Here is a 26,708-nt window from a genome sequence, read left to right as displayed (position 1 = left end):
TATAACTTTGATATGAGCTTATCAAATGATGAGTTTATATAAGTATTGATATAATCAAAGATATGGATTTTTTTAAAGATCAATTTAAAGTGTAAGTTAGGAATTCCGCCAACTCAACTACAAGAAGGAGGATTAGTAAGGATTGATTTTAAAATTTCTGATAGATATAAAGTAGAAGTTCCAAGTGGAAATGAATTTGGAACTAATGACTTATGGTTGCCAGGAGGAAAGTTACCCAATGGAAAATTAGAAACTATTATTAAAACAGAAGGAATGGTGAAAGATATTGATTATACTATAAAAGATATATATTAAAACATTATGGGAGAAATCAAAGAAATATATGTAAAAAAATGGGATTATATTTTGTACGAAATTGATGGTAAGAAAGTATTAACTGTAATGTTTTTTGCTTCTTATATTGATTATCCGAGAAGTTTTTATTTAGAAGGGAGCGAACTCAATTTAAATTATGATGAATTATCTGTTCTTGCAGAGAGGATTAGATTTAATTATGATGATTTTAAAAATAGAGAGATAATTCCTCCTATTATGAAATAAATTCTCATTGTTCTCGTTAGATAAAAACTAGCATAGGTAGCTCAATTAGACAATCTTTCTCAGGCTGAAAAGCAATTAGTAGAGAAGCAAACGGAGGTTTGGAAAGTATTAGGACTTTGGGATGAAATAATTGATGGTATACCTTCTAATCTTTTTAGAAATGCAAATGATTGAAGAAGGTACTCAGTTAGCTCAATAAGAAAAAAATAAATAAATTAATTAATTAATTAATAATGAAGATATTACATATAGACAGAAACCACCCCTTGATGCTTTCACAACTCGAAGCACAGGGTTTTGAAAATTACGAAGACTATACAAGCTCTAAAGAGTCTATTGAGGCTAAAATGGCTGATTACGAAGGAATTATTATCCGCAGTCGTTTTACCATAGATAGGACATTTTTAGACAAGGCTACTCGATTGAAATTCATAGGCAGAGTAGGTGCAGGGCTTGAAAATATAGACGTAGCTTATGCCGAAAGTAAAGGCATAACACTCATCGCAGCCCCTGAAGGCAATAGAAATGCAGTAGGCGAACACGCACTCGGTATGCTTCTGGCATTGCTGAACAAGTTTAAGAAAGCTAATAACGAAATTAAAAACGGCAAATGGTTGCGAGAGGAGAACAGAGGTTGGGAGCTCGATGGCAAGACGGTAGGCATCATAGGCTACGGAAATATGGGAAAGAGTTTTGCTAAGAAATTGCGCGGTTTTGACTGTAGTGTGATTTGCTACGATATACTTCCCGATAAAGGTGATGAGAATGCCAAGCAAGTAACCTTAGTAGACTTTTTCCGTCAGGCAGATGTAGTGAGCTTGCATACACCACAAACTCCACAAACTATAGGTATGGTAAATGAAGTGTTTATCAATAGTTTTGCTAAGAGTTTTTGGCTCTTAAATACTGCACGTGGGAAGAGCGTATTTACCGATGATTTGGTACGCGCCTTGCAAAGCGGGAAAGTATTAGGGGCAGGTTTAGACGTGTTAGAATATGAAAAGGCATCGTTTGAAGACTTCTTTAGCGACGAACAAATGCCCAAATCGTTTAAATACCTATTGGAAGCGGATAATGTGATTCTCACTCCTCATATTGCAGGCTGGACTTTAGAAAGTAAAGAAAAGCTTGCGCAGATAATAGTAGACAAGATAATTAGCAAATTTGGAAAATTAGCAAATTGACAAATCAACAAATTAAATAGAAATGAAAAAGAATTATTTACTCATTGGAGTAGTAGCTTTACTGCTCGGCAGTTGCTGTGCTACTAAAAACATTACCACAACGCAAACTACTACGCAAGAAAGTGCCCTCATTGCCAACGGCAAATTGTGGTCGTCTTACTTTCAGCAAAACGCTGCTGAATACGAAGCTTTGTGTTTGCAAGCCTTCAACGTGGCACAATTGCGATTGGACGAAGCCCTCGCTAAAAAGGGCGATAAACCGCTGGCAATTGTTACCGATATAGATGAAACCTTTTTGGACAATTCGCCCTTTGAAGCCTATTGTGCGAAACAGGGCATCAGCTATTCACAAAAAGCGTGGGAAGAATGGACAGTTTTAGGCGAGGCAGAGCCTTTGGCAGGTGCATTGGAATTTTTTAAATACGCCGATAGCAAGGGAGTAGCTATTTTCTATGTGACTAATCGTCGTGACAACGAACGTGAAGGTACGACCAAGAACTTGCGCAAGTACAATTTTCCTTTGCCTTCAGACAATCGACTTATCTTGCGTTCTGCTGAGAAGAGCAAAGAAAACCGTCGATTACAAATTGCAAAAGACTACGACATCGTGCTCTTGATGGGCGACAACCTTTCCGACTTTTCCAAAGATTTCGATGGTGGTACTCCCAAAGAACGTTCAGAAGCAGTACATAAGAACAAAACAGAGTTTGGAAAGCGTTTTATTGTGCTCCCTAACTATTCTTATGGCGATTGGGAAGGAGCTGCTTATGGTCATAAATACTCTATTCCAGAAGCCGAGAAAGAAGCGATTATTAAGAATAATACAAAGGCATTTAAATAGGTAAGAGGTAAAGCTAGGGTTCTGGAATTGGCGGTATGTGAATAAGAGACAAAAATATTGTCAATTGAAAATTAATTTCTATCTTTGCAAAAAATTAAGCACTATATGCCTAAGAACACTGTTACGCCCTATCAAGATTCAGCACAGGGTAAAAAAGAACAAGTTACCCAAATGTTTAACACTATCTCAGATACTTATGATGGTTTGAACCGTTTGATTTCGTGGGGCTCAGATGTAAAATGGCGTAAATTTGTAGTACAAAAAGTGGCAGAGATACACCCTACTACGGTGCTTGATGTAGCTACAGGCACAGCCGATTTAGCAATTGCTCTTACTACTATTCCAAATGTGAGAATTACAGGATTAGATATCTCAGAGGGAATGTTGGAAGTAGGACGCGAAAAGATAGCTAAAAAAAAACTTACTGACCGCATTAATTTAGTACACGGAGACAGTGAGCAACTACCTTTTGCTGATGCTACTTTCGATGCTGTAACGGTAGGTTTTGGAGTACGCAACTTTGAAGATTTAGAAAAGGGACTAAGTGAAATTCTCAGAGTGCTGAAATTAAAGGGGCGCTTGGTGGTATTAGAGACTTCTGTACCTAAAAAGTTCCCTTTCAAACAAGGGTATCATCTATATACAAATTATATGATGCCCCTCATTGGCAAACTCTTTTCTAAAGACAGGTCGGCTTATAGGTACTTATCTGATTCGGCTATCCATTTTCCTTATGGGAAGAAGTTTCAAGAGATATTAGATAAGGTAGGTTATCAGAAAACTGAATATTATCCTAAAACCTTAGGTGGAGTAGTTACCATTTACATAGCTAATAAATAGAACTTTAACAATAAAAAATGAATAAGAAAATATTAAAAAAGAGTCTTATAGGGTTGTTCTTATTTTTAGGAGCATTGAATTTGTATGGGCAAATCAAAGAGCCTATTATGAACTTAGAACATTTTGATGACAAACGTTTTCAATGGGGATACTATTTTGGTACCAATGTGTTTGACTTCAAAATAGATTACCGCGACTTAAATTATCGCACAGCTAATCTGCGAGAAATACAAACTGACCGTAAATTAGGTTTCAACGTAGGTCTTACAGGCTCTGTGCGCTTAGTGAAACGTCTCGATTTGCGAATTGAGCCAGGTTTGGTGTACAACAAGCGTATTCTTATCTTCCCTGGATTCTCTGATTCGAGAGATTCGATGCGTGATGTTCCTTCTACATATATTTATATTCCATTATTGCTAAAGTATAGTGCTAAGCGCTGGTATAACGTAAAACCCTACGTAACGGCAGGAGCTTCGATGGTGTTTAACTTGAGTAGTAATGCGAATTTAAATGTTGATAACTCCGAAAAGACTTTCCGTGCTACAAGGAATGTTTTCTTCTATGAATTAGGTTTAGGTATTGACTTCTACACTCCTTATTTTAGAGTCTCTCCTTCTCTGAGAGCCCTATTTTCAGTTAATAATGAGTTGATACCCGATAATAATCCCAATAGCCCTTGGACAAGTAACCTTAATGGTTTAAAGAGCCGTGGTTTCTTATTAAATCTAAACTTCGAATAATATGAAGAAACTAATCCTTATAGTAGTTTTTTTGATAAGTCTTGTGTCTTATGCACAGAACTTTAGCTACCCTATGGCAAGTCCGCGTCAGGTAATCACACAACAGTTTTCTGTGAGTCAAATTACAGTAGATTACGGTCGCCCAAGTGTACGAGGTCGTAAAATATTTGGCGAATTAGTCCCTTATGGGAAGATTTGGCGTTTAGGAGCTAATCAAGCTACGAGTATTAGTTTTCTCCAGCCTGTGAAATTTGGAGGTAAATCGGTAAAGAAGGGCGATTATGCTATTTTTGTAACTCCTGAAGCTCACCAGTGGACGGTAGTTCTAAATTACGATGCCGATGCGTGGGGAGCTTATAGCTATGACCCTAATGAGAATGCAATTGAATTTACAGTGCCTGTTACTCAAACCAAAGATTTACAAGAAGCTTTAGAGTTCTCATTTGAGAACATTTCTAATGAAAAAGTAAATTTAGTAATTCGTTGGGAATATACTAAAGTGGAAATCCCTATTGAAATAGACAAAAAAGAAACTATTGATAAGATTATAGAGCAACTCAAAGAAGTAAAGCAATTTGAGAGAGACTTGGAAGGTAAAGACGATAAGAAATAATGGAAAGGAAACAAGTATGGAAATATAGTGTTTTTGCTATTTACATAGTTATTTGGCTTGTTTTTCGTACCTTCCCTACCGTTACAGAACATATTTATAGTAAAGGTATCTACCCGTATATAGCTAAAGTGTTGCACTTTTTATTCGGGTGGATACCTTTTTCTATGGCTGATATTCTATACACGTTGTTCATTATAGGTATATTTTTAATCGTAGTAAAACACTTCAAAAAGTTATGGCAAACCCCCTTAAAAATCTTAGATAAAATATTTTCAAAAATAGTACGTATTGTCTTTGCCTTTTTCTTCCTCTGGGGGTTCAACTATTTTAGGGTACCTTTATCGGAATCTTTGCACATTTCTAAAGAATATACCCAAGCCCAACTGCTGAAAGCTACACAAATGTGTATTGACAGAGCCAACACAATCCATTCTCGATTAGCAACCAATGATACTACTAAAGTAGACTTTTGGCTTTCACAAAAAGAAATATATCGCATTGCTTATAACGGCTATCCTTTGGAGAAACAAGGTGTTACAGACTTTAAAGCAATGAAAAGCGTCAAACCTTCTCTTTACAGTAAATTGCTTACCTATATGGGATATAGTGGGTATTTGAATCCGTTTACTAATGAAGCCCAAGTAAACAGAAAGATGATAGGTTATAGTGTGCCTATTACTGTTTGCCACGAGATAGCACATCAAATGGGGTATGCTGCCGAAGAAGAAGCAAATTATTTAGGGTATTTGGCAGCTCTAAAAACTGATAATCCTTATTTTAAATACAGTGCAGAACTCTTTGCCTTGCGCTATTTTCTCAATGAAGTAGCTCAAGTAGCCCCTACTGAATATGAAAGCCTTCACTCTCAAATTCACAAAGGTATCTTTGAAAACTATAAAGAAGTGCGTTTGTTTTGGCAACAATATGAGAACAAAGCTGAGCCTGTTTTTAAAGCAAGCTACGATGCGTTCTTGAAAGCAAACAAACAATCACAAGGCATCAATAGTTATGATTTAGTGGTGGGATTACTAATTCCTCATTATGCTGGAAATTAGGAATTAGAACTAACCATTAATTATTGACCTTTAATCATTAATTACAGAAATTTGTTAAGTTCCATTAGTAAAACTTCACTGTCTTGAAAGCCTTCTCCTCGCCAAATAAGATTCATATTATTAAAGATAATAACAGTAGGCAAGGCACTTATCTTCAATGCCTTACTTAATTCTTTATTCTTGTTAATGTCTACTTTCACAACCTTTACTCTATCTTTCAAAATAGTAACTACTTCGCGTAATACAGCATTCATATGTAGTGAAACTTCAATACCTTCAGAATAAAAACAAATGAGCACAGGTGTATTTACATTGATGATATCACCAAATTTCTCCATAATTTTATGTTTAAAATAATGGCACAAAAATACAAAGTTTTTTTTAATTACAAATAGAAATAAACAAAATATATTATTTTTTATTTTTAAAAAGCTATTAACGCTATCTTATCTTCCTCTTCTCTTTAACATTCCTTCGTCTTTTGTTCGTTCATTGTTCGTCTTTTGTTCGTTCATTGTTCGTCTTTTGTTCGTTCATTGTTCGTCTTTTGTTCGTTCATTGTTCGTTCATTGTTCGTCTTTTGTTCGTCTTTTGTTCGTTCATTGTTCGTTCATTGTTCGTCTTTTGTTCGTCTTTTCATTATCTGCCCGTACGGCTCGCACCGTTCATTGTTCGTCTTTTGTTCGTCTTTTGTTCGTTGTAGAGCCACTGTAGAGCCACTGTAGACCTACTCATTGTTCGTTCTTCCTATAAGATTCGTATAAGCTAAGTATAAGATTGCTTCAAACAAAAACTGTCTTTCTTTGTTGTTTATAGATTCGTTTTTCTATCGTCGGTAAAGTTTCTATTTTTTGGAATTCGTGGGAGATTAAAAAAACAGCGAAACTACCTATCTGTAATTGCTTGTTGTGCTAAGAATTTCTGTAGCGTAAGTCATACTATCTCTTATGTCGAACTCACATTAAAATTAAAAAATATCTAAAAAAATTTGGTAGTAACAAATATTCTTTCTACTTTTGCCATTATTACTCCGCAAAGGGGTAAGTTTTGTCATTTAAAATATATAAAAATATGAAGTTTATAGTATCAAGTTCTTACTTATTAAAGAAGTTACAAGTATTTGGCGGTGTAATCAATAACAACAATACAATGCCTATACTCGATAACTTTTTGTTTGAACTGTCTACCAATTCTTTAACTATCTCTGCTTCCGATTTGGAAACTACTGTAAGAGGTACTTTGGAAGTAGAATCAGATTCAGAAGGGAGCATAGCAGTATCAGCTAAATTATTGACAGATATTCTTAAAACCTTTTCAGAACAACCCCTTACCTTTTTGGTAAAAGAGAATAATGTAATAGAAATTAGCTCTACTACCGGTAATTATACCTTAGCTTATTTAGATGGAGAGGAGTTCCCTCGTCCTGTAGCCTTGCCTGAAGCGAGCAAAGTAACGATGATAGGCGATGTATTAGCAACTGCCGTGCAAAAGACTATCTTCGCAGCAGGAAATGACGATTTACGTCCTACAATGAGCGGTATTTTATTCCAATTCAGTGAAAACGGACTCACCTTTGTAGGTACTGATGCTCATAAATTAGTGAAATACGAACGCTTAGACATCAAAGCTAATGAAGCTGCTGATTTCATTATGCCTAAAAAACCGTTGAACATTCTCAAAGGTATTTTAGCAGGTAGCGAAACAGAAGTAACAATAGAATACAACGAGAGCAATGCAAAATTCTCTTTTGACGATATGGAATTTATCTGCCGCCTTATAGATGGTAAATATCCTAACTACGATGCGGTAATTCCTAAAGAAAATCCTAACAAACTTATCTTAAATCGTTCGCAATTCTATAGTTCTATTAACCGTTTGTCGTTGTTTTCAAATAAAACTACCCACCAAGTGCGCTTGAAAATAGCTGGTTCTAGCTTGGTAATTTCAGCTGAGGACGTAGATTATAGCAACAAAGGTGAGGAACGTTTCACTTGCAACTATCAGGGAGACGATTTAGAAATAGGCTTCAACTCTAAGTTCTTGAAAGAGATGATTAATAACTTAGATTCCGATGAAATCTTGATAGAAATGTCGTTGCCAAACCGCGCCGGACTTATCACGCCTGTTGATGGACTTGATGAGGGAGAGAAAGTGCTAATGTTAGCAATGCCAATTATGCTTAACACAAATCAATAAATAAAGAAATTTTCATTTTTAAAATGAAACGCCTTATGAGTCTTTTTAAGGCGTTTCTTTTTTTAAGAGAGAAATCACAATGTTTATCATTCAAAAAAAACTATTTATGAAGTCCATTTTAGAAAGAATAAAGCCTTTTACTTATATAGCTGCCTTATACCTTATCGTATCATTTGTGATGCGCATCGTTTTTATGGTGCACCCTATCACTACTACCACATTTTCGGTGTGGAGTGTGTTTAAGATGCTTTTCATAGGCTTACTATCCGATGCTTTTGTGATAGTATTGGCAAGTAGTATTTTAATGCTTTATTTCCTCTTTATCGCCAATGTAAAGTACAAAAAACCTTACGGAAGCATTATTTTAGGAGCATTTATCCTCATACTACTCTATATACAGTTTTATCCTAACAATATATTTGCACAATATGGGGGCGTGATTCCCGAAATCGCATTAGCTTTTTTCGGCTTTAAAACGCTATGTTTTGCCTTATTACTCTTTTTGCCTAAGTACAGAGCCCAACTGCGCAATGCACTGTATTTTATTACATTGGCTATCTATGTATTTGCCATAGTGATGAATGCAGTAAGCGAATATTTCTTTTGGAATGAGTTTGGGATTCGTTATAACTTTATTGCAGTAGATTACCTTATTTATACCAATGAAGTGATAGGTAATATAATGGAGAGTTACCCCGTAGTACCCTTATTTTCAGGGGTTTTTGTAGTAGTATTGGTAATTACTATATATTTATTTCTCAAGACTAAGAGTGCGCTAAAAACAATACCCACCCTCTTTGAAAAAACGGTTATAGTAGTGCCCTATTTGCTGTTAGTGCTTATAGGAATGTGGAGATTACCCCAGCTTGATGCTATGACTGCCGAAAATACTTTTGCTCAAGAAATACAAAGCAATGGTGTTTACAAGTTTTATTACGCTTTTACCCATAGTGAGTTAGATTTCTTTCAGTTTTATCCTACCTTGCCAGAAAAAGAGGCTGAAGGCATTGTGCTCAAGCAACTCAATGCACCTGCCCTCGAACGAAAAATTGTAGGCGATACTACCGAAGTACACCGCAATGTGCTCCTCATTTCAGTAGAGAGTCTTTCGGCAGAATACCTTACAATGTATGGCAATGCCGATAATCGTACACCTTTCTTGGATAGCTTAGCTAATAACAGCTTATTTTTTACTAATTTGTATGCTACAGGTAACCGTACAGTACGTGGTCTGGAAGCCCTAACTCTTTGCATACCACCTACTCCAGGGGAAAGCGTGGTGAAGCGCAAAGACAATAAAGATAAGTTTACCACAGGTAGCGTGTTCAAAAGTAAAGGTTATGATGTGAAATATCTCTATGGAGGTGATAGTTATTTTGATAATATGAAGGATTTCTTTACTGGTAATGGTTACGATATTATAGATAACAAGAGCTTTACTCCAGAAGAAGTAACTTTTTCCAATATATGGGGTGTTTGCGATGAAGATATGGCAAACAAAGCTATAAAGGTGATGAATGAACAAGCTAAAGCTGGCAAACCGTTTTTCAATCACTGGATGACAGTAAGTAATCACCGCCCTTTTACTTATCCTGAAGGTAAAATTGATATTCCTCCTACTGAGAAACGACGTGCAGGTGGAGTAAAATATACCGATTATGCGCTCAAACGATTCTTTGAGATGGCAAAACAACAAGATTGGTACAAAAATACTCTTTTTGTGATTGTAGCCGATCACTGTGCATCGAGTGCAGGTAGTACCGAATTACCTTTAGATGGTTATCGCATTCCTTGTTTTATTGTTGCTGATTTTATCACTCCTAAAAAAGTAGATACAATGATATCACAAATAGATGTGATGCCTACCGTTTTTGGTTTGCTAAATTTCAATTATACCTCTAAGTTCATAGGACAGGATGTGCTAAAAGAAGGCTATCAACCGCGTGCTTATATTGCTACTTATCAGGATTTAGGTTACTTAACCCCTGACAAACTCACTATTATATCACCTTTGAGAAAAACCACTCAATACAGTTTGCGCAAAGAAACCGAACAACCCTCACAAGAGTATCCGTTGTTTTATGAACAAATAAAAGAAAACAATGTGAATAAAGAACAAGCAGATGCTTGTATTGGTACTTATCAAGCTACTGCCGAGTGGTTAAAAAACAAACAGTTCAATGCGCTCAAGAAATAAGCTAAAAATTATCAACGACCCTATTTATGGGTTTATCCATATCCCCAGTACCTTGGCGTTCGACATTATTGAGCACCCCTATTTCCAGCGACTCAGGCGCATTAACCAAATGGGACTTTCGTATTTGGTGTTCCCTGGGGCTAAACACACTCGTTTTGAGCACGTATTGGGGTGTGTGTTCTTGATGCAGAAAACAGTAGAGATGCTCCGTTTCAAGGGAATACAAATCTCTGAAAAAGAGGCTGAAGGACTCTATATTGCCATATTGTTGCACGACATAGGTCACGGGCCTTTTTCTCACGCTATGGAACACAGCATTGTCGAAGGTATTTCTCACGAGGAAATCTCGCTGCGCTTTATGCAAGAGCTTAACAAGGTATTCAATGGCAAATTAGATACCGCTATAGCAATATTTCAAGGTACTTATCCTCGTAAGTTTATGCATCAACTTATCTCTGGTCAGTTAGATATGGACAGAGCCGATTACTTAAAACGCGATAGTTTTTACACAGGAGTCGCCGAAGGGAATATCAATTCTGAACGCCTTATCTCAATGCTTAATGTACGCAACGACGAATTAGTAGTCGAAGAAAAAGGCTTGTACTCAGTAGAGAAATTCCTAATAGCCCGCCGCTTGATGTATTGGCAAGTGTATCTGCACAAAACTAGCGTAGTAGCCGAGCAGATACTCATCAGGTTGCTCAAACGCGCCAAAGAGTTGGTGCAACAAGGGCAAGAACTGACTATGTCCACCGCTTTAGCTTTCTTTGTGAAAAACAAGATATCCAAAGATAATTTTTCACAAGAAGTGCTTGAGATGTTTGCACGTTTAGATGATACAGATATCATTTCAGCAATGAAAGAATGGCAGTTCCACCCTGATGTAGTCCTTTCTAAACTCAGCAAAATGTTGCTCAACCGCGATTTGCTAAAAATAAAAGTCAGATTGAACGATTTTGAAGAACAGAAGATAAAGAGACTGCAGAAACTATCAATTGCCAAAGGAGTAGGCGAAAAAGATATGAAGTACTTTGTCTTTACAGGAGTGATGACTAACAGAGCGTATAATCCAGGAAAGGAAATAATTAAGATTCTTACCAAAAATGGAAGAGTAGTAGATCTTACTAAAACCTCTGAAGCTATCAATTTAGAACCTCTTTCACAAGTAACTGAACGATACTATATTTGCTATCCAAAGTAAGGTAGAAAAGGAGGGAGTAAAATTACCAATAGAGAAAAAAAATAGCAAAAAGAGTGCTATATGAAATAATTTTTATATTTTTGTTGCGAAAAACAACCTTTTTTAAGACAAAAACATATAAATATTGCTTTATATCGTTTTGATTATAAACTAATTAAATGAAATTTACAGCATTACAAATAGCCAATGTACTCGGCGGTGAAGTAGAAGGAAATCCCCAAATTGAAGTCTATAAACTTTCAAAAATTGAAGAGGGAAGTGAAGGGAGTATATCTTTTTTGGCAAACCCTAAATACAAACATTTTATCTATACTACTCAGGCATCCATAGTGATTGTCAATAAGGACTTTGAGGCTGAAGATAAAATATCAGCAACCTTAGTGAGAGTAGACGATGCTTATGCCGCTTTTACTAAACTCTTAGAGTTCTACAATCAAGTGAAGATGAATAAAGTAGGTATAGAACAACCTTCTTTTGTATCTTCATCAGCTAAAATAGGGAAAAATGTATATGTAGGGGCTTTTGTTTACATAGGCGAAAATGTAGTGATAGGCGATAATGTGAAAATCTATCCTAACACTTACATAGGTGATAACTCATCAGTAGGTGAGGGCACTACTATTTTTGCAGGCTGTAAAATATATTCCGAAACTGTTATAGGCAAAGATTGTATGCTCCACAGTGGAGTAGTATTAGGTGCTGACGGATTTGGCTTCCAGCCAAATGAAAAAGGAGAGTTTAGCAGAGTACCACAGATAGGAAATGTCGTGATTGAAGATTCTGTAGATATAGGTGCAGAAACAGCTATAGATCGTGCAACTTTAGGCTCTACTATCATTCGTAAGGGAGTAAAGTTAGATAACCAAATACATATTGCCCACAATGTAGAAATAGGTAAAAATACAGTGATTGCTGCCCAAACTGGTATTGCTGGCTCAACTAAAGTAGGCGAAAATTGTATGATAGGTGGTCAAGTGGGAATCGTAGGTCACTTAATAATAGGTAATCGCGTGAAAATACAAGCCCAAACAGGGGTAGGTCGCAACCTTAAAGACGATGAAGCGATACAAGGCTCTCCCGCTTTGGGGCACGCTGAATACAACAAAGCTTATGTCATTTTTAGAAAATTACCTAACTTGCTTAAACGCTTAGAAGAATTAGAAAAAAAATTAAAATAAATACACTATGGTAAAGCAAAATACTTTATCCAAAGAAATTACCTTAGAAGGTATTGGGTTACATACTGGTAAACAAGTAAAAATGGTGCTCAAACCTGCACCAGTAGGCAATGGTTTTACCTTTGTACGTACCGATTTAGAAGGAAACCCCGTTGTCGAAGCTGATGCTACCTATGTAGCAAGTACAGAACGTGGCACTGTTTTAGAGAAAAAAGGGGTAAAAATCCAAACCTGTGAGCACATCTTAGCAGCGCTCGTCGGTATGGATTTGGATAATGTGATTATTGAGCTCAACTCCTCTGAACCTCCCATTATGGATGGTTCCTCTAAATATTTTGTAGAAGCTATTGAAAAAGCGGGTATCACTCCTCAAGATGCAGAGCGTGATGAATATATAGTAAAACAAGTAATTACCTACGTAAATGATGAAACAGGTAGTGAGATTACTCTCATTCCTGCCGAGGAATACCAAGTGACTACAATGGTAGATTTTGGTACTAAGATTTTGGGCACTCAAAATGCTTACCTCAATAAACTTTCCGAATTTAAAACCGAAATAGCTGATGCTCGTACTTTTAGTTTCTTGCACGAGCTCGAGGCTTTACTCGATCACGGTTTGATTAAAGGAGGAGATTTGAATAATGCTATCGTATATGTAGATAAAGAAATTTCTGATAGTACGATGCAGAAACTTAAAAAGATTTTCAACAAAGATAATATTTCAGTGAAACCTAACGGAGTGCTTGATAATCTTACTTTGCATTACCCTAACGAAGCTGCTCGTCATAAACTATTGGATGTAATAGGGGATTTGGCATTGGTAGGTACACGCATTCGTGGTAAAGTAATTGCTACTAAACCTGGACACTTCACCAATACCCAATTTGCTAAAAAACTTTCTAAGATTATAAAAAATGAACGTCGTAACAACGTTCCTTCTATAGATATCAATCAACCGCCGTTACTCAATACTGTTGATATAATGAAGTTGTTACCTCACCGTCCGCCATTCTTGTTGGTAGATAAAATCTTTGAACTTTCCGATAAACACGTCGTAGGTTTAAAGAATGTAACAATGGATGAACCTTTCTTCGTAGGGCACTTCCCAGGAGCTCCTGTGATGCCTGGAGTGCTCCAAATAGAAGCAATGGCACAAACAGGAGGAGTATTAATACTTAGTACTGTTCCTGACCCTGAAAATTATCTCACTTACTTTATGAAAATAGACAATGTGAAGTTCAAGGTACAAGTAGTGCCAGGGGATACCCTTATATTCAAGTTAGAATTGCTAACGCCTATTCGCCGTGGTATTTGCCATATGCAAGCTTACGCTTATGTGAACGGAAAGTTGGCTACTGAAGCTGAGCTAATGGCTCAAATTGTTAAAGTAAAATAAAAGTATATGATTCAACCTTTGGCTTATGTCCACCCCGATGCCAAAATCGCTAAAAATGTAGTGATAGAGCCTTTTACTACTATCAGTAAAAATGTAGAAATAGGTGAGGGTACTTGGATAGGACCTAACGTAACCATTATGGAGGGAGCGCGTATAGGGAAGAACTGCAAAATTTTTCCTGGAGCTGTAATTTCAGCTATTCCACAAGATCTCAAGTATAAAGGTGAAGAAACCACTACTCACATAGGCAATAATACTACTATCAGAGAATGTGTAACCATCAATAAAGGTACCGTCGACCGTATGAGAACTGTAGTAGGCAACAATTGCTTGATAATGGCTTACTCTCATATCGCTCACGATTGTATTGTGGGGGACAACTGTATTTTCTCTAACGGTACTACTCTTGCAGGGCACGTAACTGTTGGTGATTGTGCTGTGATGGCTGGTATGACGGCTGTCTATCAGTTTTGCTCTATAGGGAGTTATGCTTTTGTAACTGGCGGTTCACTTGTAGGCAAAGATGTTCCTCCTTATGTAAAGGCTGCTCGAAACCCTCTCTCTTATGTAGGAGTGAATTCTATAGGGTTACATCGTCGTGGATTTACTACTGAGAAAATACGTGAGATACAAGATATTTACCGTGTACTTTTCCAAAAGAAGCTTAGTACTTCTCACGCTTTGGATTATATAGAAGCTGAAATGGAAGCCACCGTAGAACGCGATGAGATATTGCAATTCGTGCGTCGCTCACAGCACGGTATTATGAAAGGCTATCACGGTGAATTAATAAAAGAGTAAGAACTTAAAACTAAAAACAAATAACTTAAAATAGAATAAATGGCAACAACCGCAGACATTAAAAAAGGATTGTGCATTCGCTTCAATCACGATATCTACAAAATTATTGAATTTCTACACGTAAAACCAGGTAAAGGGCCTGCTTTTGTACGTACTAAACTCAAAAGTGTTACCACAGGTAAAATTCTTGACAACACTTTCTCTGCTGGTCACAAAATTGAAGATGTACGTGTCGAAACTCGTTCTTTCCAATATTTGTATGCCGAAGGCGATGAGTTCGTATTTATGAACAACGACGACTTCAACCAAGTGCATATTCGTAAAGATATGCTCGATTACCCCGATTTACTTAAAGAAGGTGAAACCGTGATGGTAATCTTCAATGCCGAAGACGAGACTCCTCTTTCAGTTGAAATGCCTGCTAACGTTATCCTTACTGTTACACACGTAGAACCAGGAGTAAAAGGTAATACAGCTACTAATGCTACCAAACCTGCTACTGTCGAAACAGGAGCTATTGTGAATGTACCTCTTTTTATCAACGAAGGTGACCGCATTAAGGTAGAAACTGAAAAAGGTACTTACGTCGAAAGAATGAAAGACTAATTATGCGTTTCTCACAGCCTTATACCCTTAAGCAAATAGCTACTATCATCAATGCGAAATACGTAGGTGCAGAAGATTTTCCCGTACTTGGAATGAACGAAATTCACGTGGTACAAGCAGGAGATATAGTCTTTGTAGACCATCCTAAGTATTACGAGAAGGCTTTGCATTCTAAGGCTACTATTGTACTTATCAACAAAGAAGTAGAATGCCCTGAAGGGAAAGCCCTTTTAATATCCGGTGACCCTTTTCGCGATTTTAATAAACTCACCGACTTTTTTAAACCTTTTCAAAAAGCAACTGCACTTATAGCCCCTTCAGCTCGTATAGGTGAAAACACAGTAGTGCAACCAGGTACTTTTTTGGGTAACAATGTAGTAATAGGCAACAACTGTCGTATTCATTCTAATGTGAGTATCTACGACGATTGTGTGATAGGTGATAATGTAACTATTCACGCCGGTACAGTGCTCGGAGCAGATGCTTTTTATTACAAAAAACGCCCCGAAGGTTTTGATAAACTCAAGTCTGGAGGTCGTGTAGTAATTGAAGATAATGTTGATTTAGGTGCTCTTTGTACCATTGATAGAGGAGTAACAGGTGATACCACTATCAAAAAAGGAACAAAGATAGATAATCAAGTGCATATAGGTCACGATACGGTAGTAGGAGAGAAGTGTCTCATTGCTTCACAAACAGGGATTGCTGGTTGTGTAGTGATAGAAAACGAAGTTACTATTTGGGGACAAGTAGGAATGACCAGCGGTATCACCATAGGTGAAAAAGCGGTGATTTTAGCTCAAAGCGGTATTTCTAAATCGTTGGAGGGCGGACAAACTTACTTTGGTTATCCTGCTGGAGAAGCCCGTGAGAAATATAAAGAAATGAGTGCACTCAAACAGCTTATCAATTGTAAATAAGTAATTTTATAGTTATACAATTAAGGAACTGCCTTTTTAGGTAGTTCCTTTCGTTTTTTATCACTTTACCTTCGCTCAAAACTCTTTTTTCTCTTAATTCTTAACTATTAATTCTCAACTCTTTATATAGCTATTGTATACCAATCGTCCAAGATTCGTTCAAGCTTCCTATAAGCTTTGTATAAGCTAACTATATTCCTCCAGAAGCTATTTTTTAATTTTGGACTAAAAAACATCTTCCGAACCTTTTTGTTTTCTTCCGAATTTTCAGCTCTCTTCATTAGTTAATTGAAGAATTTGCTAATTTGTTAATTACTCACTACCTTTGCCCCCAATTATGATAGTACGCAGATTCATCTCTTTCCTCTATTCCACCAAGCTGATGGCAATCCTTTTCATTGCTTTTGCTATAGCTATGGCAGTGGGTACTTTCGTAGAAAACGACTACGATACCGATACCGCTCGCATTTGGGTGTATAACACTTGGTGGTTTGAGGCGATAATGGGGCTTTTTGTGGTAAATTTTATAGGGAATATCTCCCGCTATCGATTGCTCAAAAGAGAGAATTGGGCAGTGCTGGTGTTGCACCTCTCGTGGGTGTTTATCATCGTAGGGTCTGGGGTTACGCGCTACTTTGGTGATGAAGGTATGATTTCTCTACGCGAAGGAGAAACTACAAATACTTACCTCTCCGATCGCACTTATATCACTGCAATGGTAGACGGCACTTATCAAGGAGCTCCCTTGCGCAAAAAGAAACAAAAAGAGGTACTTTTTTCTTCACATACCTCTAATCATTATCAGTGGTCGTCCGATTTTAAAGGCAAACCTTTTAGCATTACGTATAAATCGTTTAAACGCATAGGCAAGGAGATGAATGTCTTAGTATTGGAAGTTGTTTCAGGTAATCAGCGCAAGGAAGTAACAGTAATGGGCAAACGTGGCGTACAGCACCCTCCTACCACAATCACTTTGAACGGCTTGCAGTTTCATCTAAGCTATGGAGCACGTGAAGAGAAGTTGCCTTTCAGTCTTACCCTCAACGATTTTATAGCCGAAAAATACCCTGGTACCGAGAATAGTTACGCTTCCTTTAAAAGCAAAGTAACCGTGAGTGGGGGAGGGGAGACCTTTTCTTATGATATTGAGATGAACCATATCCTCAATTATCAAGGTTATCGCTTGTTCCAATCTTCTTTTCACCCCGATGAACAAGGTACTATACTCTCGGTAAACCACGACTTTTGGGGTACCCTCATCACTTACATAGGTTATATACTGCTATTCGGTAGTCTGCTAGTGTTTATGTTTGTAGGCAAATCCCGATTTAGGAAACTCAATCAGCAACTTAAAGACCTACAAGCCAAAAGGGTTGCAATAGTTTTGGCATTATGTTTTGGCTCTTTGGCTACTGCCCAAACTCCTATGGTAGTACCCGATAAAGCGCACGCTGAAAAATTTGGTGCAATGCTCATTCAAGATGATGGGCGTTTTAAGCCCGTGAATACCTTCTCTTCAGAACTCTTACGCAAACTTAGTAAACACGATACTTATAAAGGGCTTACTTCCGATCAAGTCTTGCTTTCTATGCTCCTCAGTCCACAAGCGTGGTATGAGTCGGACATTATCTATGTGAAGAAAGCTAATGACAGTTTGCATCGTTTTTTAGGAGTTCCCGAAGGAAGCAAATGGGTAAACCCTAAAGATTTTTTTGATGCAAATGGGCAGTACAAGCTTGCCCCTTTATTGAAAGATATTTACAATACAAATACTCCTAACCAATTTCAAAAAGATTTTAAGGAAGTAGACCAACGTATTGGCTTACTTAACAGAGCACTACAAGGCGATATCTTTAAGGTCTTCCCTGTGCCTAATGACCCTAATCATAAGTGGATTTCGCACTTAGATTACGTAAACGACACCCTACAAATCACCGACCCACTGTATAAACAATTTGTAAAAAATGCACTGCCAGCTTACCTTATTTTGCTACAACAAGCCACTGAAACAGACGATTATAGCAAAGCTGAAAAGGTGCTTAACAATATCAAGCTACAGCAAGAATTTTACTCGGCTGAGGTATTGCCTTCACCTGCCAAAGTACAAACTGAATTGTGGTACAACCGCATTAATATTTTTGAACAACTCTTTCAAGCGTATTTGTATCTTGGCACAGTGCTATTTATAGTAATATTATGGCATATATTTCTGCCAAAACAAATTTTTAGAAAACTTACTAAAATAGGTATTCTCCTGCTGTGGCTCTGTTTTATTCTGCATACTGTGGGACTTGCCGTACGTTGGTACCTTTCAGGTCACGCACCTTTTAGTGATGCTTATGAGAGTATGATATATGTAGGTTGGTCGGCTATTGGGGTAGGACTTTTCTTTTCGCGACGTTCCCCTCTTACGGTTGCTGCTACCGCTTTTGTAACCGCTATGATACTGATGATCGCTCACTGGAATTGGATGGATCCTGCTATTGGAACTCTCCAACCCGTGCTCAATAGCTATTGGCTGATGCTACACGTTGCCGTGATTGTAGGTAGTTATGGACCTTTTGCCTTAGGAATGCTCTTAGGAGTTATCAACCTCCTACTGATGATAGTCACTACCCGCAAGAATGCTCATAAAATCAACTTCATACAACAAGAACTCACTATTGTAAACGAATTAGCTCTTACAGTAGGACTCGTAATGCTCACCATAGGCAACTTTTTGGGTGGTATGTGGGCAAACGAAAGTTGGGGACGTTATTGGGGCTGGGATCCCAAAGAAACTTGGGCATTGATTAGCATTATGGTTTACGCCTTGGTAATACACCTGCGCTTGATACCCCATTGGCGTGGACGATGGGCGTTCAACTTTATGAGCATTGTTGCCTTTAGCAGTATTCTAATGACTTATTTTGGCGTGAATTTCTACCTTACAGGTATGCACAGTTATGCCACAGGCGATAAAATTATCACCCCTGCTTTTGTGTATTATGCTGTGGGTATAGTGCTGTTGTTAGGACTGGTATCGTATTTGAGAGTGAAAAAAGCATCACAAGTTTTGCCGAACTCTAATACTAATTCCTAATCTCTAATTTCTAACTCCTAAATTGTTAATTATTAATTGTAAATTGTTAATTGAATGAAGTCTTATATCAATGGAATAGCCTGTATCTCGGCTCAACCTACTTTCTTAACACCTCATTTCCTTGATGAAGCCATAAAGGTTACTCCAGAGGAAGTGTGTTACGCTCAAGAACCTTCTTATAAAGAATATATTGCCCCTAATGCTAGTCGTCGTATGGCTAAAGGCGTAAAAATGGCTATAGCTACTGCTACTGAAGCTCTTAAAGAAGCACATATCACTACCCCTGATGCTATTTTGGTGGGTACGGGTATGGGGTGCCTGCAAGATTCTGAAAAATTCCTTACAGCGCTTATCAATGATAACGAGGAGCACCTCACTCCCACGGCTTTTATACAATCTACCCACAATACTGTTGCAGGGCAGATAGCTCTTTTGTTGCAGTGCAAAGGAGAAAACTTTACCTATGTAAATGGGGCTGTATCATTTGAATCGGCTTTGTTAGATGCTAAAATGCAAATGGAGCAAGACGCTATCAATACTGCTTTGGTAGGAGGTGTAGATGAACACAGTCCGCACACTTTGTATTTATATGATTTAGTAGGACTTGATCAAAAAGGGGAAGGAGCGAGTTTTTTTGCTTTATCATCAGAGGCTACCCCCAATACCTATGGAGAACTTGTAGATGTGGCTTTGTACAATGAACTCACCCCCGAGCAACAACAAACAGCCCTAAACGACTTTCTTTCTCGCCACCATCTTACCCTCTCTAATATAGATTTGATACTTACTGGAGAAGCAGAAAATCGTTCTTGGCGACTCCCTACCTTGCACTACAAAACCCTGAGTAGCGAGTATTACACAGCTTCAGCTTTCGGACTTTGGCTTGCTTGCCAAGTACTACAAAAGCAAACCCTTCCTGCCATTTGCGAGCTTACTCTCTCCACCCCTATACAATATATTTTATTAGTAAATTCATATAGAGGCAAAGATTTTAGTTTTGTACTTTTGAAAAAATAAAAAAAAAGAGACACTTACAATAGATAGGTGTTGCGGTTTTGTTTTTATTATTGATGAAAAAAAATTAGGGTATCGCTTTTAATTTAGTACCTTTTACTACTTGCTGATGAGTGTTAGGGTCATACTCTGTTATATCAGTAATGTATTTCCACTGGACATTATTCTTATAAGCGTTTAAACTACTTGCAGGAACATACACATTCTGTAAATTTATCTTTCCCAAATAAGGATTAATGTTATATTTTCCATGAAGCGTGGGAGGAGTAGTAGCTTCTATGTAAATATTTTTAATATTTGTATCTTCAAAAACACTATAACCAATTGAAATAACATTTTTAGGTAAGCGAATTTCTTCTATATTACAATCTTCAAATGCTGAATGTCCAATAATAGTTATTTTTTCAGTAAGTTTAATTGAAGATAAATCTCCACAACCATAAAAAGCTCTGTTTCCTATTTTGCTAACATTAGCTAATTCAGGGATAGTAGTCATATCAATACTTGTAGAATTTTTATTTCTCCATTGCAAGAGTGTTGTGCCATCGTCACTTACTAAAAAATCAGTTTTTTGTGTAGCACCACTGCTACTGCCTATCAAGCTAATTCCTGTGCCCCAACCACTTTCTGTTTTAGGTCCGTAAAGATGTTTGTTTTGAGTGTCAATGTACCAATCACCTACTTTTCCTTGTGAAGTAGTAGGAGCTGTAATTCCAGATAGAATAGTTGCTCCATCTTTGCCGTTATTACCATTAGAGCCATCTTTTCCCTTTTCCCCTTGAGCTCCTTTTAGACCTATGGCATTTCCCCATCCTTCAGTTGTTTTAGGACCATAGAGTTCCATTGTAGTTTTGTTTAGATAATAGTCGCCTACACTTCCTAACGAAGTCGTTGGCATACCATTCCCTGAAAGAATTTGATTGCCTTTTTGCACTTCTACACGTTCAATTACTTTTTCGGTTTCTTTTCCGCAATTGCTAATAGTCAGTGCAACCAACACAGCTACTGCCATTAAAATTACTTTTCTCATTTGTTAGTAAAAAAAATTAGTTTATTATTCCTACTCTCTTACAGGCTTTTCGGTTTCCGCCTTTATCGTTCACATAAGCGCATAAAAAACGTGAAAACATTTCTTGTTACTTGCCATAGAAGCCCAACCAAAGGCTATTGTCATAAGTAAAAGGAATGTCTACGCTTATAACGCAGACATTTCCACTTCGCTTTCCTATGACAATGAAAAAAGGTCATATCTCTATCACAGAAAAATGTAAAGCGAAACGCTAATTTATGTTTTTATGTAATTATTTTTTCTGTTTCTTTTGTAGCGTTTAAACGATTTTAAATTCGCAACAAATGTACAATTTATTTTCAAACGAAAAAAAATTTACATCAAAAAAAGTAAAAATAATTCTCTTAATAAAAGCAGTATTCTTACGTTTCAAGAAAAAAGTAATTCAAATTATTTGTAAGAAAGTAAAATGTATGTTATTTTTGCCACGTTAAAAGTAATTCAAAGTAATATAAAATATACTTTTTATTTTACAATTGTATTCGTATTACAGACTGTGTAAATCCGGCAACGAAGTTGTTAATCTGTGCACATCATATCTATCAATGAATAATTAAAAAGAAAAAAACTGTGGAATCCGTGTGAGGTTTTCCTTGACAAAGTATTAACATTTTATTATTTAAACATTGAACAAACACCTTTTTACAATCGCAATATTTGTCAGTGCTCTTGTAACAGCATTTATACAAAATGCTCCTTGGTGGGTATATGTGTTATTAATAGTGTTGTTTTTAGGCATTACCTCTTGGGGCGTATTCGATATCCGCCTCTCTTATTTTGTTAAAACACAATACTTCTTAAAGGAGCGTCCAGTAAAAACAGTAGCGCTAACTTTTGATGATGGTCCCTCAGAACTCACACCACAATTCTTAGACCTTTTGGAGCAATACAACGCCAAAGCAGTCTTTTTTTGTGTAGGTGAACAAATACAAAAGTATCCAGAGGTCGTCAAACGTATGCAAGCTGAAGGTCATTTAGTGGCAAACCATACCTTCACCCATCAACCTAAAAATATTCTGCACGCAAAAGCCCTTGCCAACGAAATCCGCCATACCGATGAAGCATTGGCGCACTTGGATATCGTTACCCCATATTTCCGACCTCCATACGGAATCACCTCACCACCCGTTGCTAGAGCAATTCGGGCAACAGCTAAAAAAGCTATAGGATGGGATGTACGCTCATTAGACACCGTAATACACGATGAAGACAAGCTTTTTCATCGCATTGTGCGCAAACTTACCAATGGCAATATCATACTGATGCACGACCGCCTGCCTCATACCCTCACCGTTTTGGAACGCTTATTGCAGTATCTCAAAGAAAATAACTATACAATTACAAACAATTTAGGATGAAAAAACTCTTAATATCCCTTATTTGTGTTGCACCTTTAACAATCAGTGCCCAAGCCCTTACCGAAGTCCAAATACGCGACTTCAAAACTCAAACCATTGCTAAAAACAAGTCAATCCAAACAATGCAAGCCGATTTTACTCAGAAAAAACACTTGGATTTTATGAGTAAAGATATTGAGACTTTTGGAAAAATGGCATTCGCTAAACCCGATAAACTGAATTGGCAATACACGAAGCCTTATCAGTATCGCATTATTTTTCAGAAAGATAAGATCACAGTGAATGATGCAGGTAATGTCTCACAGATGAAAGCTGATAATAAAGTCTTCAAAAAAATAAATAACCTCATTGTGAGTTCTATCAGTGGTGATATGTTCAACGAGAAAGAGTTTGCTATGACCTTTGCCAAATCAGACAAAAGTACATTGGTAAAACTATTGCCCAAGGATAAGACACTTTTGAAATATGTGAGTGAAATACATCTGTATTTTGATGTTGATAGTGTCGTGGAACGTGTAAAACTCATTGAACCTTCTAAAGACTACACTGAAATCTTATTCAGCAATAAAAAACTAAATACAAAAATTGATGAAGCAAATTTTAAAATGTAGTTTGTTTGCTATATTGCTTAGCTTTAGCAGTTGCTCACCTTCTTATAAGCTCCCTACCGAATACCAATCAGTGGCTACAACGCCAACAACGATGGTCAATCCTCACGTAAGAGTAGGGAAGGAGTATCTCTATCGAGCTACTATTACTGCTTATGGTCACACTTTTAGCGGACTCTTAGCAGCTAAAATTACCGTAGATAATACGTGGCGAGTAGCCCTCACTACCGACTTTGGCAACACGCTTTTTGATTTTGAAAACCAAAATGGAAAGGTAAAGACCAACTATATAACCCCCGACCTCAATAAGAAAATAATCATCCGCACCCTCACCACCGACTTTAAGCACCTTCTTAAAACCCATTGGCAGGTTACTCAAAAATACGCCAATGGCACTATCGAAGTGCAACAGAGCAAAGATGGGAATGATGCTGTTTATTTGTTTACTTCAGGAACCAACCTCTTCAAACAGCTCAATATGCAAGGTAAGAAGTTATACACTACTTTTACCTATAATACCAACAACATAACCATAGAACATCACTCTTTTACTATTAAAATAGTTTTAGAACCCTTAATTATAAATCATTAATTGCTTATTCTCAAAGATGTTAAAAGAATTTTATACCCTCAATAGCTTAAAAAAGCAAGACGCAGAAAACTATCTCTGCACTCTTACCCTCAACCCTCAACACGCTATCTTCAAAGGGCATTTTCCTGGTAATCCTATTACACCAGGGGTGTGTATGATGCAAATAATCAAGAATCTTACCGAGGAAATTACAGGGCATAAACTCTTTTTAACCAAAACTACCAATGTGAAGTTTATGGCACTTATCAACCCCATTACTCACCCTATTTTGCAACTTACACTCGCCATTCAGCATAAAGATGCCGATATACAAGTGAAAAATACCACTTCCTTTGATGAGACGGTAGCACTAAAACTTACGAATTTGTATAAAATAGTATCTTAAAAAGTTCGTTTTTTTATTCATTATCTGAAATGAAAAAAAATAGCTCAAAAATTACGCTATGTAAAATTAAATAGTTACTTTTGCAGACATTTTGAAAAAATCATTAAAAACAAATAGAACTAAAACATCAATATTTTATAGTGGAAAAGGAACTAAAAAACTTTACAGAGAAGAGTTACGAGAAGTTGAAAAATGCAATTCAAGAAATTGCAAATGAAGAGGATAAAAAAGAAGTCTACGTACTGTCTTTTTGTTGTACGTGTGACGATGATGACTTGCGATTTCCTAAAATTACACTGGGCTATAATACCCTTTCAAATGTAAAAGAAGAGAGTTACAACGCCACTTCGAAAGAAGATGCCAAGTGGAATTTTGATTATTGGTTACAAACAGAAGTGGAAACCGTAGGAGGTAAAAAAGACAAATTGCTGAAACAGTGGTTTGCTAAAACTCCTTATTTCTATTCTGATGAGGAAAACGATCGCGCCATAGAAGAAGACGAAGACCTTTACGATAAGCTCCTCAAAAAAGGTGATAAGTTTGGTAAAGACTTTATCAAAGAGGTGATAGTTCTCGCCAAACGATTGTTGGACGACGGGGAGGTAGAAAAGGTATTTGGGCGTAATATTCCTATCATTATTCACCAGCGAGATTTTGAAGATACACCTATTTCTTGGACAAAGAAAGCCAATCCGGCCAAGCTCATAAAGGAGTTTCTGGAATACTGGGATGGAGAAGAGGAAGATTAAAATTAGTTTATAAATTATTATAATAAAAATATAAGGGTTGTTCAATGTACATTGAACAGCCCTTTGTTATTTATGAATTACAAAAAACTTTAAGAAGTATATTGGTGTCTGTTAGCTATCAGTTGTAAGCTGATACGGTTGAACCTATACAAGAGCCAGACAGCAGCGACGGTGAGACCGGTAAGCAAGCCAATCCAGATGCCCATAGTGCCTAAATTGGTATGAATGCCTAACACATAAAGAATAGGGAATGCAATCAGCCAATAGGCAACAAAGGTGATGTACATAGGCACTTTGGCATCTTGTACTCCACGCAAGGCACCAAGAGCTGTTACTTGCATTCCATCGGATATTTGGAAAATAGCTGCAATGAGCAAGAGATTGGCAGCTTCGCCTATTACTAGAGTATTATTAGCTAATTTTTCTATGTTATCCATCTCTAAGTACAATGACGGTAACCAAGTGCGAAATACCGCTAAAAGAAGGGCAAAAAATACTTGTGTGCAGAGTACTAACAGAAATACCGAAATAGCTACTCTACGCAAATTAGCATAGTTTCTCGCTCCTAATTGATTCCCTACACGTATCATAGCAGTAATTCCTAAGCCATTAGCGACCATAAAAGTCATACTCGATAAGTTGAGCGCAATTTGGTTTGCTGATAAATGATTTTCTCCCAGCATACCGCTTATCCAAATAGCTGCCGTAAAGATACCTGTTTCAAAAATCATTTGCATAGCGGTGGGGAGTCCGAGAGCAGTTATCTTTTTGTACATTGCTTGTTGCATATTCTTAAAACTGATACTCATAACGTATTCACGCGACTTCTCTAAGTTTTTCAGCATAAAGAAAAGCATTATAGGCATTACAATTCGTGATACTAAGGTACCAATACCAGCACCTAACACTCCTAATTTCGGGCAACCCCAATTACCATAAATAAAAAGATAGTTTAGAAAAACGTTTAGCAAGTTTGCTAAGATAGTAACATACATAGCATATTTGGTCATTGATAAGCCATCGGCAAACTGTTTGAAGGTAGTGAAGACACCCAACGGAATAAGCGAAAAAGCTACCAAATGGGTGTAGGGTACTGCCAACTCTATTACTTTCTCGCTTTGTCCTGTATAGCGCATCACAGGTTCTACAAAAAACAATAAAAGGAAAAGAACTACTCCTAATATTACATTGAGTACCATTCCGTGATTGAGAATAGACTGAGCAGTTGGTTTATCACCTGCTTCATCAGCCATTGCTACTAAGGAAGTACTAGCAACAGAAAAACCAATGGCAAACGACATTGCAATGAATATAGCGGTATTACCCAGAGCAGCAGCTCCGAGTTCGGTAATACCTACTTTACCTACCATTACATTATCTACGAACCCAACAAGGGTGTGCCCGAGCATTCCTAATATGATGGGGTAAGCAATTTTAAAGTTGTATTTGAATTCTTTTGTATAACTTGATAGGCTCATTCTATTTTAGGAGTTAGGAATTAGCTTATATGCTAACTCCTAAC

Annotated in this window: 25 protein-coding genes; 22 read left to right on the top strand and 3 right to left on the bottom strand. The window is 37.1% G+C overall.

Going from position 1 to position 26,708, the window contains the following annotated elements:
• The first annotated feature begins 321 nt into the window (after positions 1-321).
• The 7 genes from HMPREF1321_RS02040 to HMPREF1321_RS02010 all read left to right on the top strand — a co-directional run bounded on the left by HMPREF1321_RS02040 (position 322) and on the right by HMPREF1321_RS02010 (position 5,834).
• Positions 322-561 carry a hypothetical protein gene (locus HMPREF1321_RS02040; RefSeq protein ID WP_009421111.1) on the top strand — a complete coding sequence of 80 codons (240 nt, stop codon included), beginning with the start codon at positions 322-324 and terminating at the stop codon, positions 559-561.
• A gap of 233 nt (positions 562-794) precedes the next feature.
• The gene (locus tag HMPREF1321_RS02035; protein ID WP_034575496.1) at positions 795-1,745 is read left to right on the top strand and encodes a 2-hydroxyacid dehydrogenase; all 951 of its coding nucleotides are present in this window, start codon (positions 795-797) and stop codon (positions 1,743-1,745) included.
• Between the two features lie 22 nt (positions 1,746-1,767).
• Positions 1,768-2,586, top strand: coding sequence for a 5'-nucleotidase, lipoprotein e(P4) family (locus tag HMPREF1321_RS02030; protein WP_009421125.1), 819 nt, complete (start codon positions 1,768-1,770; stop codon positions 2,584-2,586).
• A 105-nt stretch (positions 2,587-2,691) separates the two neighbouring features.
• Positions 2,692-3,426, top strand: a complete 735-nt coding sequence (ubiE, locus tag HMPREF1321_RS02025; protein WP_009421123.1) for a bifunctional demethylmenaquinone methyltransferase/2-methoxy-6-polyprenyl-1,4-benzoquinol methylase UbiE — start codon at positions 2,692-2,694, stop codon at positions 3,424-3,426.
• A gap of 17 nt (positions 3,427-3,443) precedes the next feature.
• The gene (locus tag HMPREF1321_RS02020; RefSeq protein WP_009421135.1) at positions 3,444-4,166 is read left to right on the top strand and encodes a porin family protein; all 723 of its coding nucleotides are present in this window, start codon (positions 3,444-3,446) and stop codon (positions 4,164-4,166) included.
• Between the two features lies 1 nt (position 4,167).
• Positions 4,168-4,779: a DUF2911 domain-containing protein gene (locus tag HMPREF1321_RS02015; RefSeq protein ID WP_009421136.1), complete on the top strand. Its 612-nt coding sequence runs from the start codon at positions 4,168-4,170 to the stop codon at positions 4,777-4,779.
• Positions 4,779-5,834 carry a DUF3810 domain-containing protein gene (locus HMPREF1321_RS02010; RefSeq protein WP_009421143.1) on the top strand — a complete coding sequence of 352 codons (1,056 nt, stop codon included), beginning with the start codon at positions 4,779-4,781 and terminating at the stop codon, positions 5,832-5,834. The genes HMPREF1321_RS02015 and HMPREF1321_RS02010 overlap by 1 nt, the downstream gene beginning before the upstream one ends.
• A gap of 41 nt (positions 5,835-5,875) precedes the next feature.
• On the opposite strand, the gene HMPREF1321_RS02005 is transcribed toward HMPREF1321_RS02010, so the two are convergent.
• Positions 5,876-6,172 (bottom strand): thioredoxin family protein, encoded by a 297-nt coding sequence (locus HMPREF1321_RS02005; protein WP_009418423.1) that lies wholly within the window; start codon positions 6,170-6,172, stop codon positions 5,876-5,878.
• 733 nt (positions 6,173-6,905) lie between these two features.
• On the opposite strand from HMPREF1321_RS02005, the gene dnaN reads away from it, so the two are divergent.
• The 10 genes from dnaN (at position 6,906) to HMPREF1321_RS01955 (ending at position 20,428) form a co-directional block, all read left to right on the top strand.
• Positions 6,906-8,030, top strand: coding sequence for a DNA polymerase III subunit beta (dnaN, locus tag HMPREF1321_RS02000; protein ID WP_002671565.1), 1,125 nt, complete (start codon positions 6,906-6,908; stop codon positions 8,028-8,030).
• Between the two features lie 106 nt (positions 8,031-8,136).
• Positions 8,137-10,227: an LTA synthase family protein gene (locus HMPREF1321_RS01995; RefSeq protein ID WP_034575494.1), complete on the top strand. Its 2,091-nt coding sequence runs from the start codon at positions 8,137-8,139 to the stop codon at positions 10,225-10,227.
• Positions 10,211-11,428: an HD domain-containing protein gene (locus HMPREF1321_RS01990; protein WP_009421137.1), complete on the top strand. Its 1,218-nt coding sequence runs from the start codon at positions 10,211-10,213 to the stop codon at positions 11,426-11,428. The genes HMPREF1321_RS01995 and HMPREF1321_RS01990 overlap by 17 nt, the downstream gene beginning before the upstream one ends.
• 158 nt (positions 11,429-11,586) lie before the next feature.
• Positions 11,587-12,606, top strand: a complete 1,020-nt coding sequence (gene lpxD / locus HMPREF1321_RS01985) for a UDP-3-O-(3-hydroxymyristoyl)glucosamine N-acyltransferase (RefSeq protein WP_009421098.1) — start codon at positions 11,587-11,589, stop codon at positions 12,604-12,606.
• 7 nt (positions 12,607-12,613) lie between these two features.
• Positions 12,614-14,002: a bifunctional UDP-3-O-[3-hydroxymyristoyl] N-acetylglucosamine deacetylase/3-hydroxyacyl-ACP dehydratase gene (locus tag HMPREF1321_RS01980; protein ID WP_009421141.1), complete on the top strand. Its 1,389-nt coding sequence runs from the start codon at positions 12,614-12,616 to the stop codon at positions 14,000-14,002.
• Between the two features lie 6 nt (positions 14,003-14,008).
• Positions 14,009-14,803, top strand: a complete 795-nt coding sequence (gene lpxA / locus HMPREF1321_RS01975; RefSeq protein ID WP_002671575.1) for an acyl-ACP--UDP-N-acetylglucosamine O-acyltransferase — start codon at positions 14,009-14,011, stop codon at positions 14,801-14,803.
• A 39-nt stretch (positions 14,804-14,842) separates the two neighbouring features.
• Entirely contained in the window at positions 14,843-15,409 is a 567-nt protein-coding gene (efp, locus tag HMPREF1321_RS01970) for an elongation factor P (protein WP_002671577.1), read from the top strand.
• A gap of 2 nt (positions 15,410-15,411) precedes the next feature.
• Positions 15,412-16,329: a UDP-3-O-(3-hydroxymyristoyl)glucosamine N-acyltransferase gene (locus tag HMPREF1321_RS01965; RefSeq protein ID WP_009421124.1), complete on the top strand. Its 918-nt coding sequence runs from the start codon at positions 15,412-15,414 to the stop codon at positions 16,327-16,329.
• Between the two features lie 337 nt (positions 16,330-16,666).
• Entirely contained in the window at positions 16,667-19,411 is a 2,745-nt protein-coding gene (gene ccsA, locus HMPREF1321_RS01960; RefSeq protein WP_009421092.1) for a cytochrome c biogenesis protein CcsA, read from the top strand.
• 54 nt (positions 19,412-19,465) lie between these two features.
• Positions 19,466-20,428, top strand: coding sequence for a beta-ketoacyl synthase chain length factor (locus tag HMPREF1321_RS01955; protein ID WP_009421099.1), 963 nt, complete (start codon positions 19,466-19,468; stop codon positions 20,426-20,428).
• A 64-nt stretch (positions 20,429-20,492) separates the two neighbouring features.
• Here HMPREF1321_RS01955 and HMPREF1321_RS01950 read toward each other — a convergent pair whose 3' ends face one another.
• Positions 20,493-21,455 (bottom strand): leucine-rich repeat domain-containing protein, encoded by a 963-nt coding sequence (locus tag HMPREF1321_RS01950; RefSeq protein WP_034575492.1) that lies wholly within the window; start codon positions 21,453-21,455, stop codon positions 20,493-20,495.
• A 665-nt stretch (positions 21,456-22,120) separates the two neighbouring features.
• On the opposite strand from HMPREF1321_RS01950, the gene HMPREF1321_RS01945 reads away from it, so the two are divergent.
• The 5 genes from HMPREF1321_RS01945 to HMPREF1321_RS01925 all read left to right on the top strand — a co-directional run bounded on the left by HMPREF1321_RS01945 (position 22,121) and on the right by HMPREF1321_RS01925 (position 25,186).
• Positions 22,121-22,852, top strand: coding sequence for a polysaccharide deacetylase family protein (locus HMPREF1321_RS01945; RefSeq protein ID WP_034575490.1), 732 nt, complete (start codon positions 22,121-22,123; stop codon positions 22,850-22,852).
• Positions 22,849-23,463, top strand: a complete 615-nt coding sequence (locus HMPREF1321_RS01940) for a LolA family protein (protein WP_009421097.1) — start codon at positions 22,849-22,851, stop codon at positions 23,461-23,463. The genes HMPREF1321_RS01945 and HMPREF1321_RS01940 overlap by 4 nt, the downstream gene beginning before the upstream one ends.
• Complete coding sequence (locus tag HMPREF1321_RS01935; protein WP_009421127.1) at positions 23,441-24,052, top strand: hypothetical protein; 612 nt, start codon at positions 23,441-23,443, stop codon at positions 24,050-24,052. Before HMPREF1321_RS01940 ends, HMPREF1321_RS01935 begins: the two co-directional genes overlap by 23 nt.
• A gap of 16 nt (positions 24,053-24,068) precedes the next feature.
• A complete protein-coding gene (locus HMPREF1321_RS01930; RefSeq protein ID WP_009421112.1) occupies positions 24,069-24,437 on the top strand; it encodes a 3-hydroxyacyl-ACP dehydratase in 369 nt (122 codons plus the stop codon).
• A gap of 140 nt (positions 24,438-24,577) precedes the next feature.
• Positions 24,578-25,186 (top strand): hypothetical protein, encoded by a 609-nt coding sequence (locus HMPREF1321_RS01925; protein ID WP_009421116.1) that lies wholly within the window; start codon positions 24,578-24,580, stop codon positions 25,184-25,186.
• An 89-nt stretch (positions 25,187-25,275) separates the two neighbouring features.
• Here the strand turns inward: HMPREF1321_RS01925 and HMPREF1321_RS01920 are convergent, their stop codons facing one another.
• Complete coding sequence (locus HMPREF1321_RS01920) at positions 25,276-26,664, bottom strand: MATE family efflux transporter (RefSeq protein WP_009421108.1); 1,389 nt, start codon at positions 26,662-26,664, stop codon at positions 25,276-25,278.
• Positions 26,665-26,708 lie beyond the last annotated feature (44 nt).

The organism is Capnocytophaga sp. oral taxon 412 str. F0487, assembly GCF_000271925.1.
GTDB classification, from domain to species: Bacteria; Bacteroidota; Bacteroidia; order Flavobacteriales; family Flavobacteriaceae; genus Capnocytophaga; species Capnocytophaga ochracea.
Note: the sequence above shows the minus strand (reverse complement) of the source record. Positions and strands in the feature narration are given on the sequence as shown.

What these genes read in the sequence shown, in the direction of transcription:
- HMPREF1321_RS01965 (WP_009421124.1), top strand. Translation starts at nt 15,412, where the DNA reads ATGCGTTTCTCACAGCCTTATACCCTTAAGCAAATAGCTACTATCATC.
- HMPREF1321_RS01930 (WP_009421112.1), top strand. Translation starts at nt 24,069, where the DNA reads ATGTTAAAAGAATTTTATACCCTCAATAGCTTAAAAAAGCAAGACGCA.
- HMPREF1321_RS01940 (WP_009421097.1), top strand. Translation starts at nt 22,849, where the DNA reads ATGAAAAAACTCTTAATATCCCTTATTTGTGTTGCACCTTTAACAATC.
- HMPREF1321_RS02015 (WP_009421136.1), top strand. Translation starts at nt 4,168, where the DNA reads ATGAAGAAACTAATCCTTATAGTAGTTTTTTTGATAAGTCTTGTGTCT.
- HMPREF1321_RS01990 (WP_009421137.1), top strand. Translation starts at nt 10,211, where the DNA reads ATGCGCTCAAGAAATAAGCTAAAAATTATCAACGACCCTATTTATGGG.
- HMPREF1321_RS01950 (WP_034575492.1), bottom strand. Translation starts at nt 21,455, where the DNA reads ATGAGAAAAGTAATTTTAATGGCAGTAGCTGTGTTGGTTGCACTGACT.
- HMPREF1321_RS01955 (WP_009421099.1), top strand. Translation starts at nt 19,466, where the DNA reads ATGAAGTCTTATATCAATGGAATAGCCTGTATCTCGGCTCAACCTACT.
- HMPREF1321_RS01920 (WP_009421108.1), bottom strand. Translation starts at nt 26,664, where the DNA reads ATGAGCCTATCAAGTTATACAAAAGAATTCAAATACAACTTTAAAATT.
- efp (WP_002671577.1), top strand. Translation starts at nt 14,843, where the DNA reads ATGGCAACAACCGCAGACATTAAAAAAGGATTGTGCATTCGCTTCAAT.
- lpxA (WP_002671575.1), top strand. Translation starts at nt 14,009, where the DNA reads ATGATTCAACCTTTGGCTTATGTCCACCCCGATGCCAAAATCGCTAAA.
- HMPREF1321_RS02035 (WP_034575496.1), top strand. Translation starts at nt 795, where the DNA reads ATGAAGATATTACATATAGACAGAAACCACCCCTTGATGCTTTCACAA.
- HMPREF1321_RS02030 (WP_009421125.1), top strand. Translation starts at nt 1,768, where the DNA reads ATGAAAAAGAATTATTTACTCATTGGAGTAGTAGCTTTACTGCTCGGC.
- lpxD (WP_009421098.1), top strand. Translation starts at nt 11,587, where the DNA reads ATGAAATTTACAGCATTACAAATAGCCAATGTACTCGGCGGTGAAGTA.
- HMPREF1321_RS02010 (WP_009421143.1), top strand. Translation starts at nt 4,779, where the DNA reads ATGGAAAGGAAACAAGTATGGAAATATAGTGTTTTTGCTATTTACATA.
- HMPREF1321_RS02020 (WP_009421135.1), top strand. Translation starts at nt 3,444, where the DNA reads ATGAATAAGAAAATATTAAAAAAGAGTCTTATAGGGTTGTTCTTATTT.
- HMPREF1321_RS01935 (WP_009421127.1), top strand. Translation starts at nt 23,441, where the DNA reads ATGAAGCAAATTTTAAAATGTAGTTTGTTTGCTATATTGCTTAGCTTT.
- ccsA (WP_009421092.1), top strand. Translation starts at nt 16,667, where the DNA reads ATGATAGTACGCAGATTCATCTCTTTCCTCTATTCCACCAAGCTGATG.
- ubiE (WP_009421123.1), top strand. Translation starts at nt 2,692, where the DNA reads ATGCCTAAGAACACTGTTACGCCCTATCAAGATTCAGCACAGGGTAAA.
- HMPREF1321_RS01995 (WP_034575494.1), top strand. Translation starts at nt 8,137, where the DNA reads ATGAAGTCCATTTTAGAAAGAATAAAGCCTTTTACTTATATAGCTGCC.
- HMPREF1321_RS02040 (WP_009421111.1), top strand. Translation starts at nt 322, where the DNA reads ATGGGAGAAATCAAAGAAATATATGTAAAAAAATGGGATTATATTTTG.
- dnaN (WP_002671565.1), top strand. Translation starts at nt 6,906, where the DNA reads ATGAAGTTTATAGTATCAAGTTCTTACTTATTAAAGAAGTTACAAGTA.
- HMPREF1321_RS02005 (WP_009418423.1), bottom strand. Translation starts at nt 6,172, where the DNA reads ATGGAGAAATTTGGTGATATCATCAATGTAAATACACCTGTGCTCATT.
- HMPREF1321_RS01980 (WP_009421141.1), top strand. Translation starts at nt 12,614, where the DNA reads ATGGTAAAGCAAAATACTTTATCCAAAGAAATTACCTTAGAAGGTATT.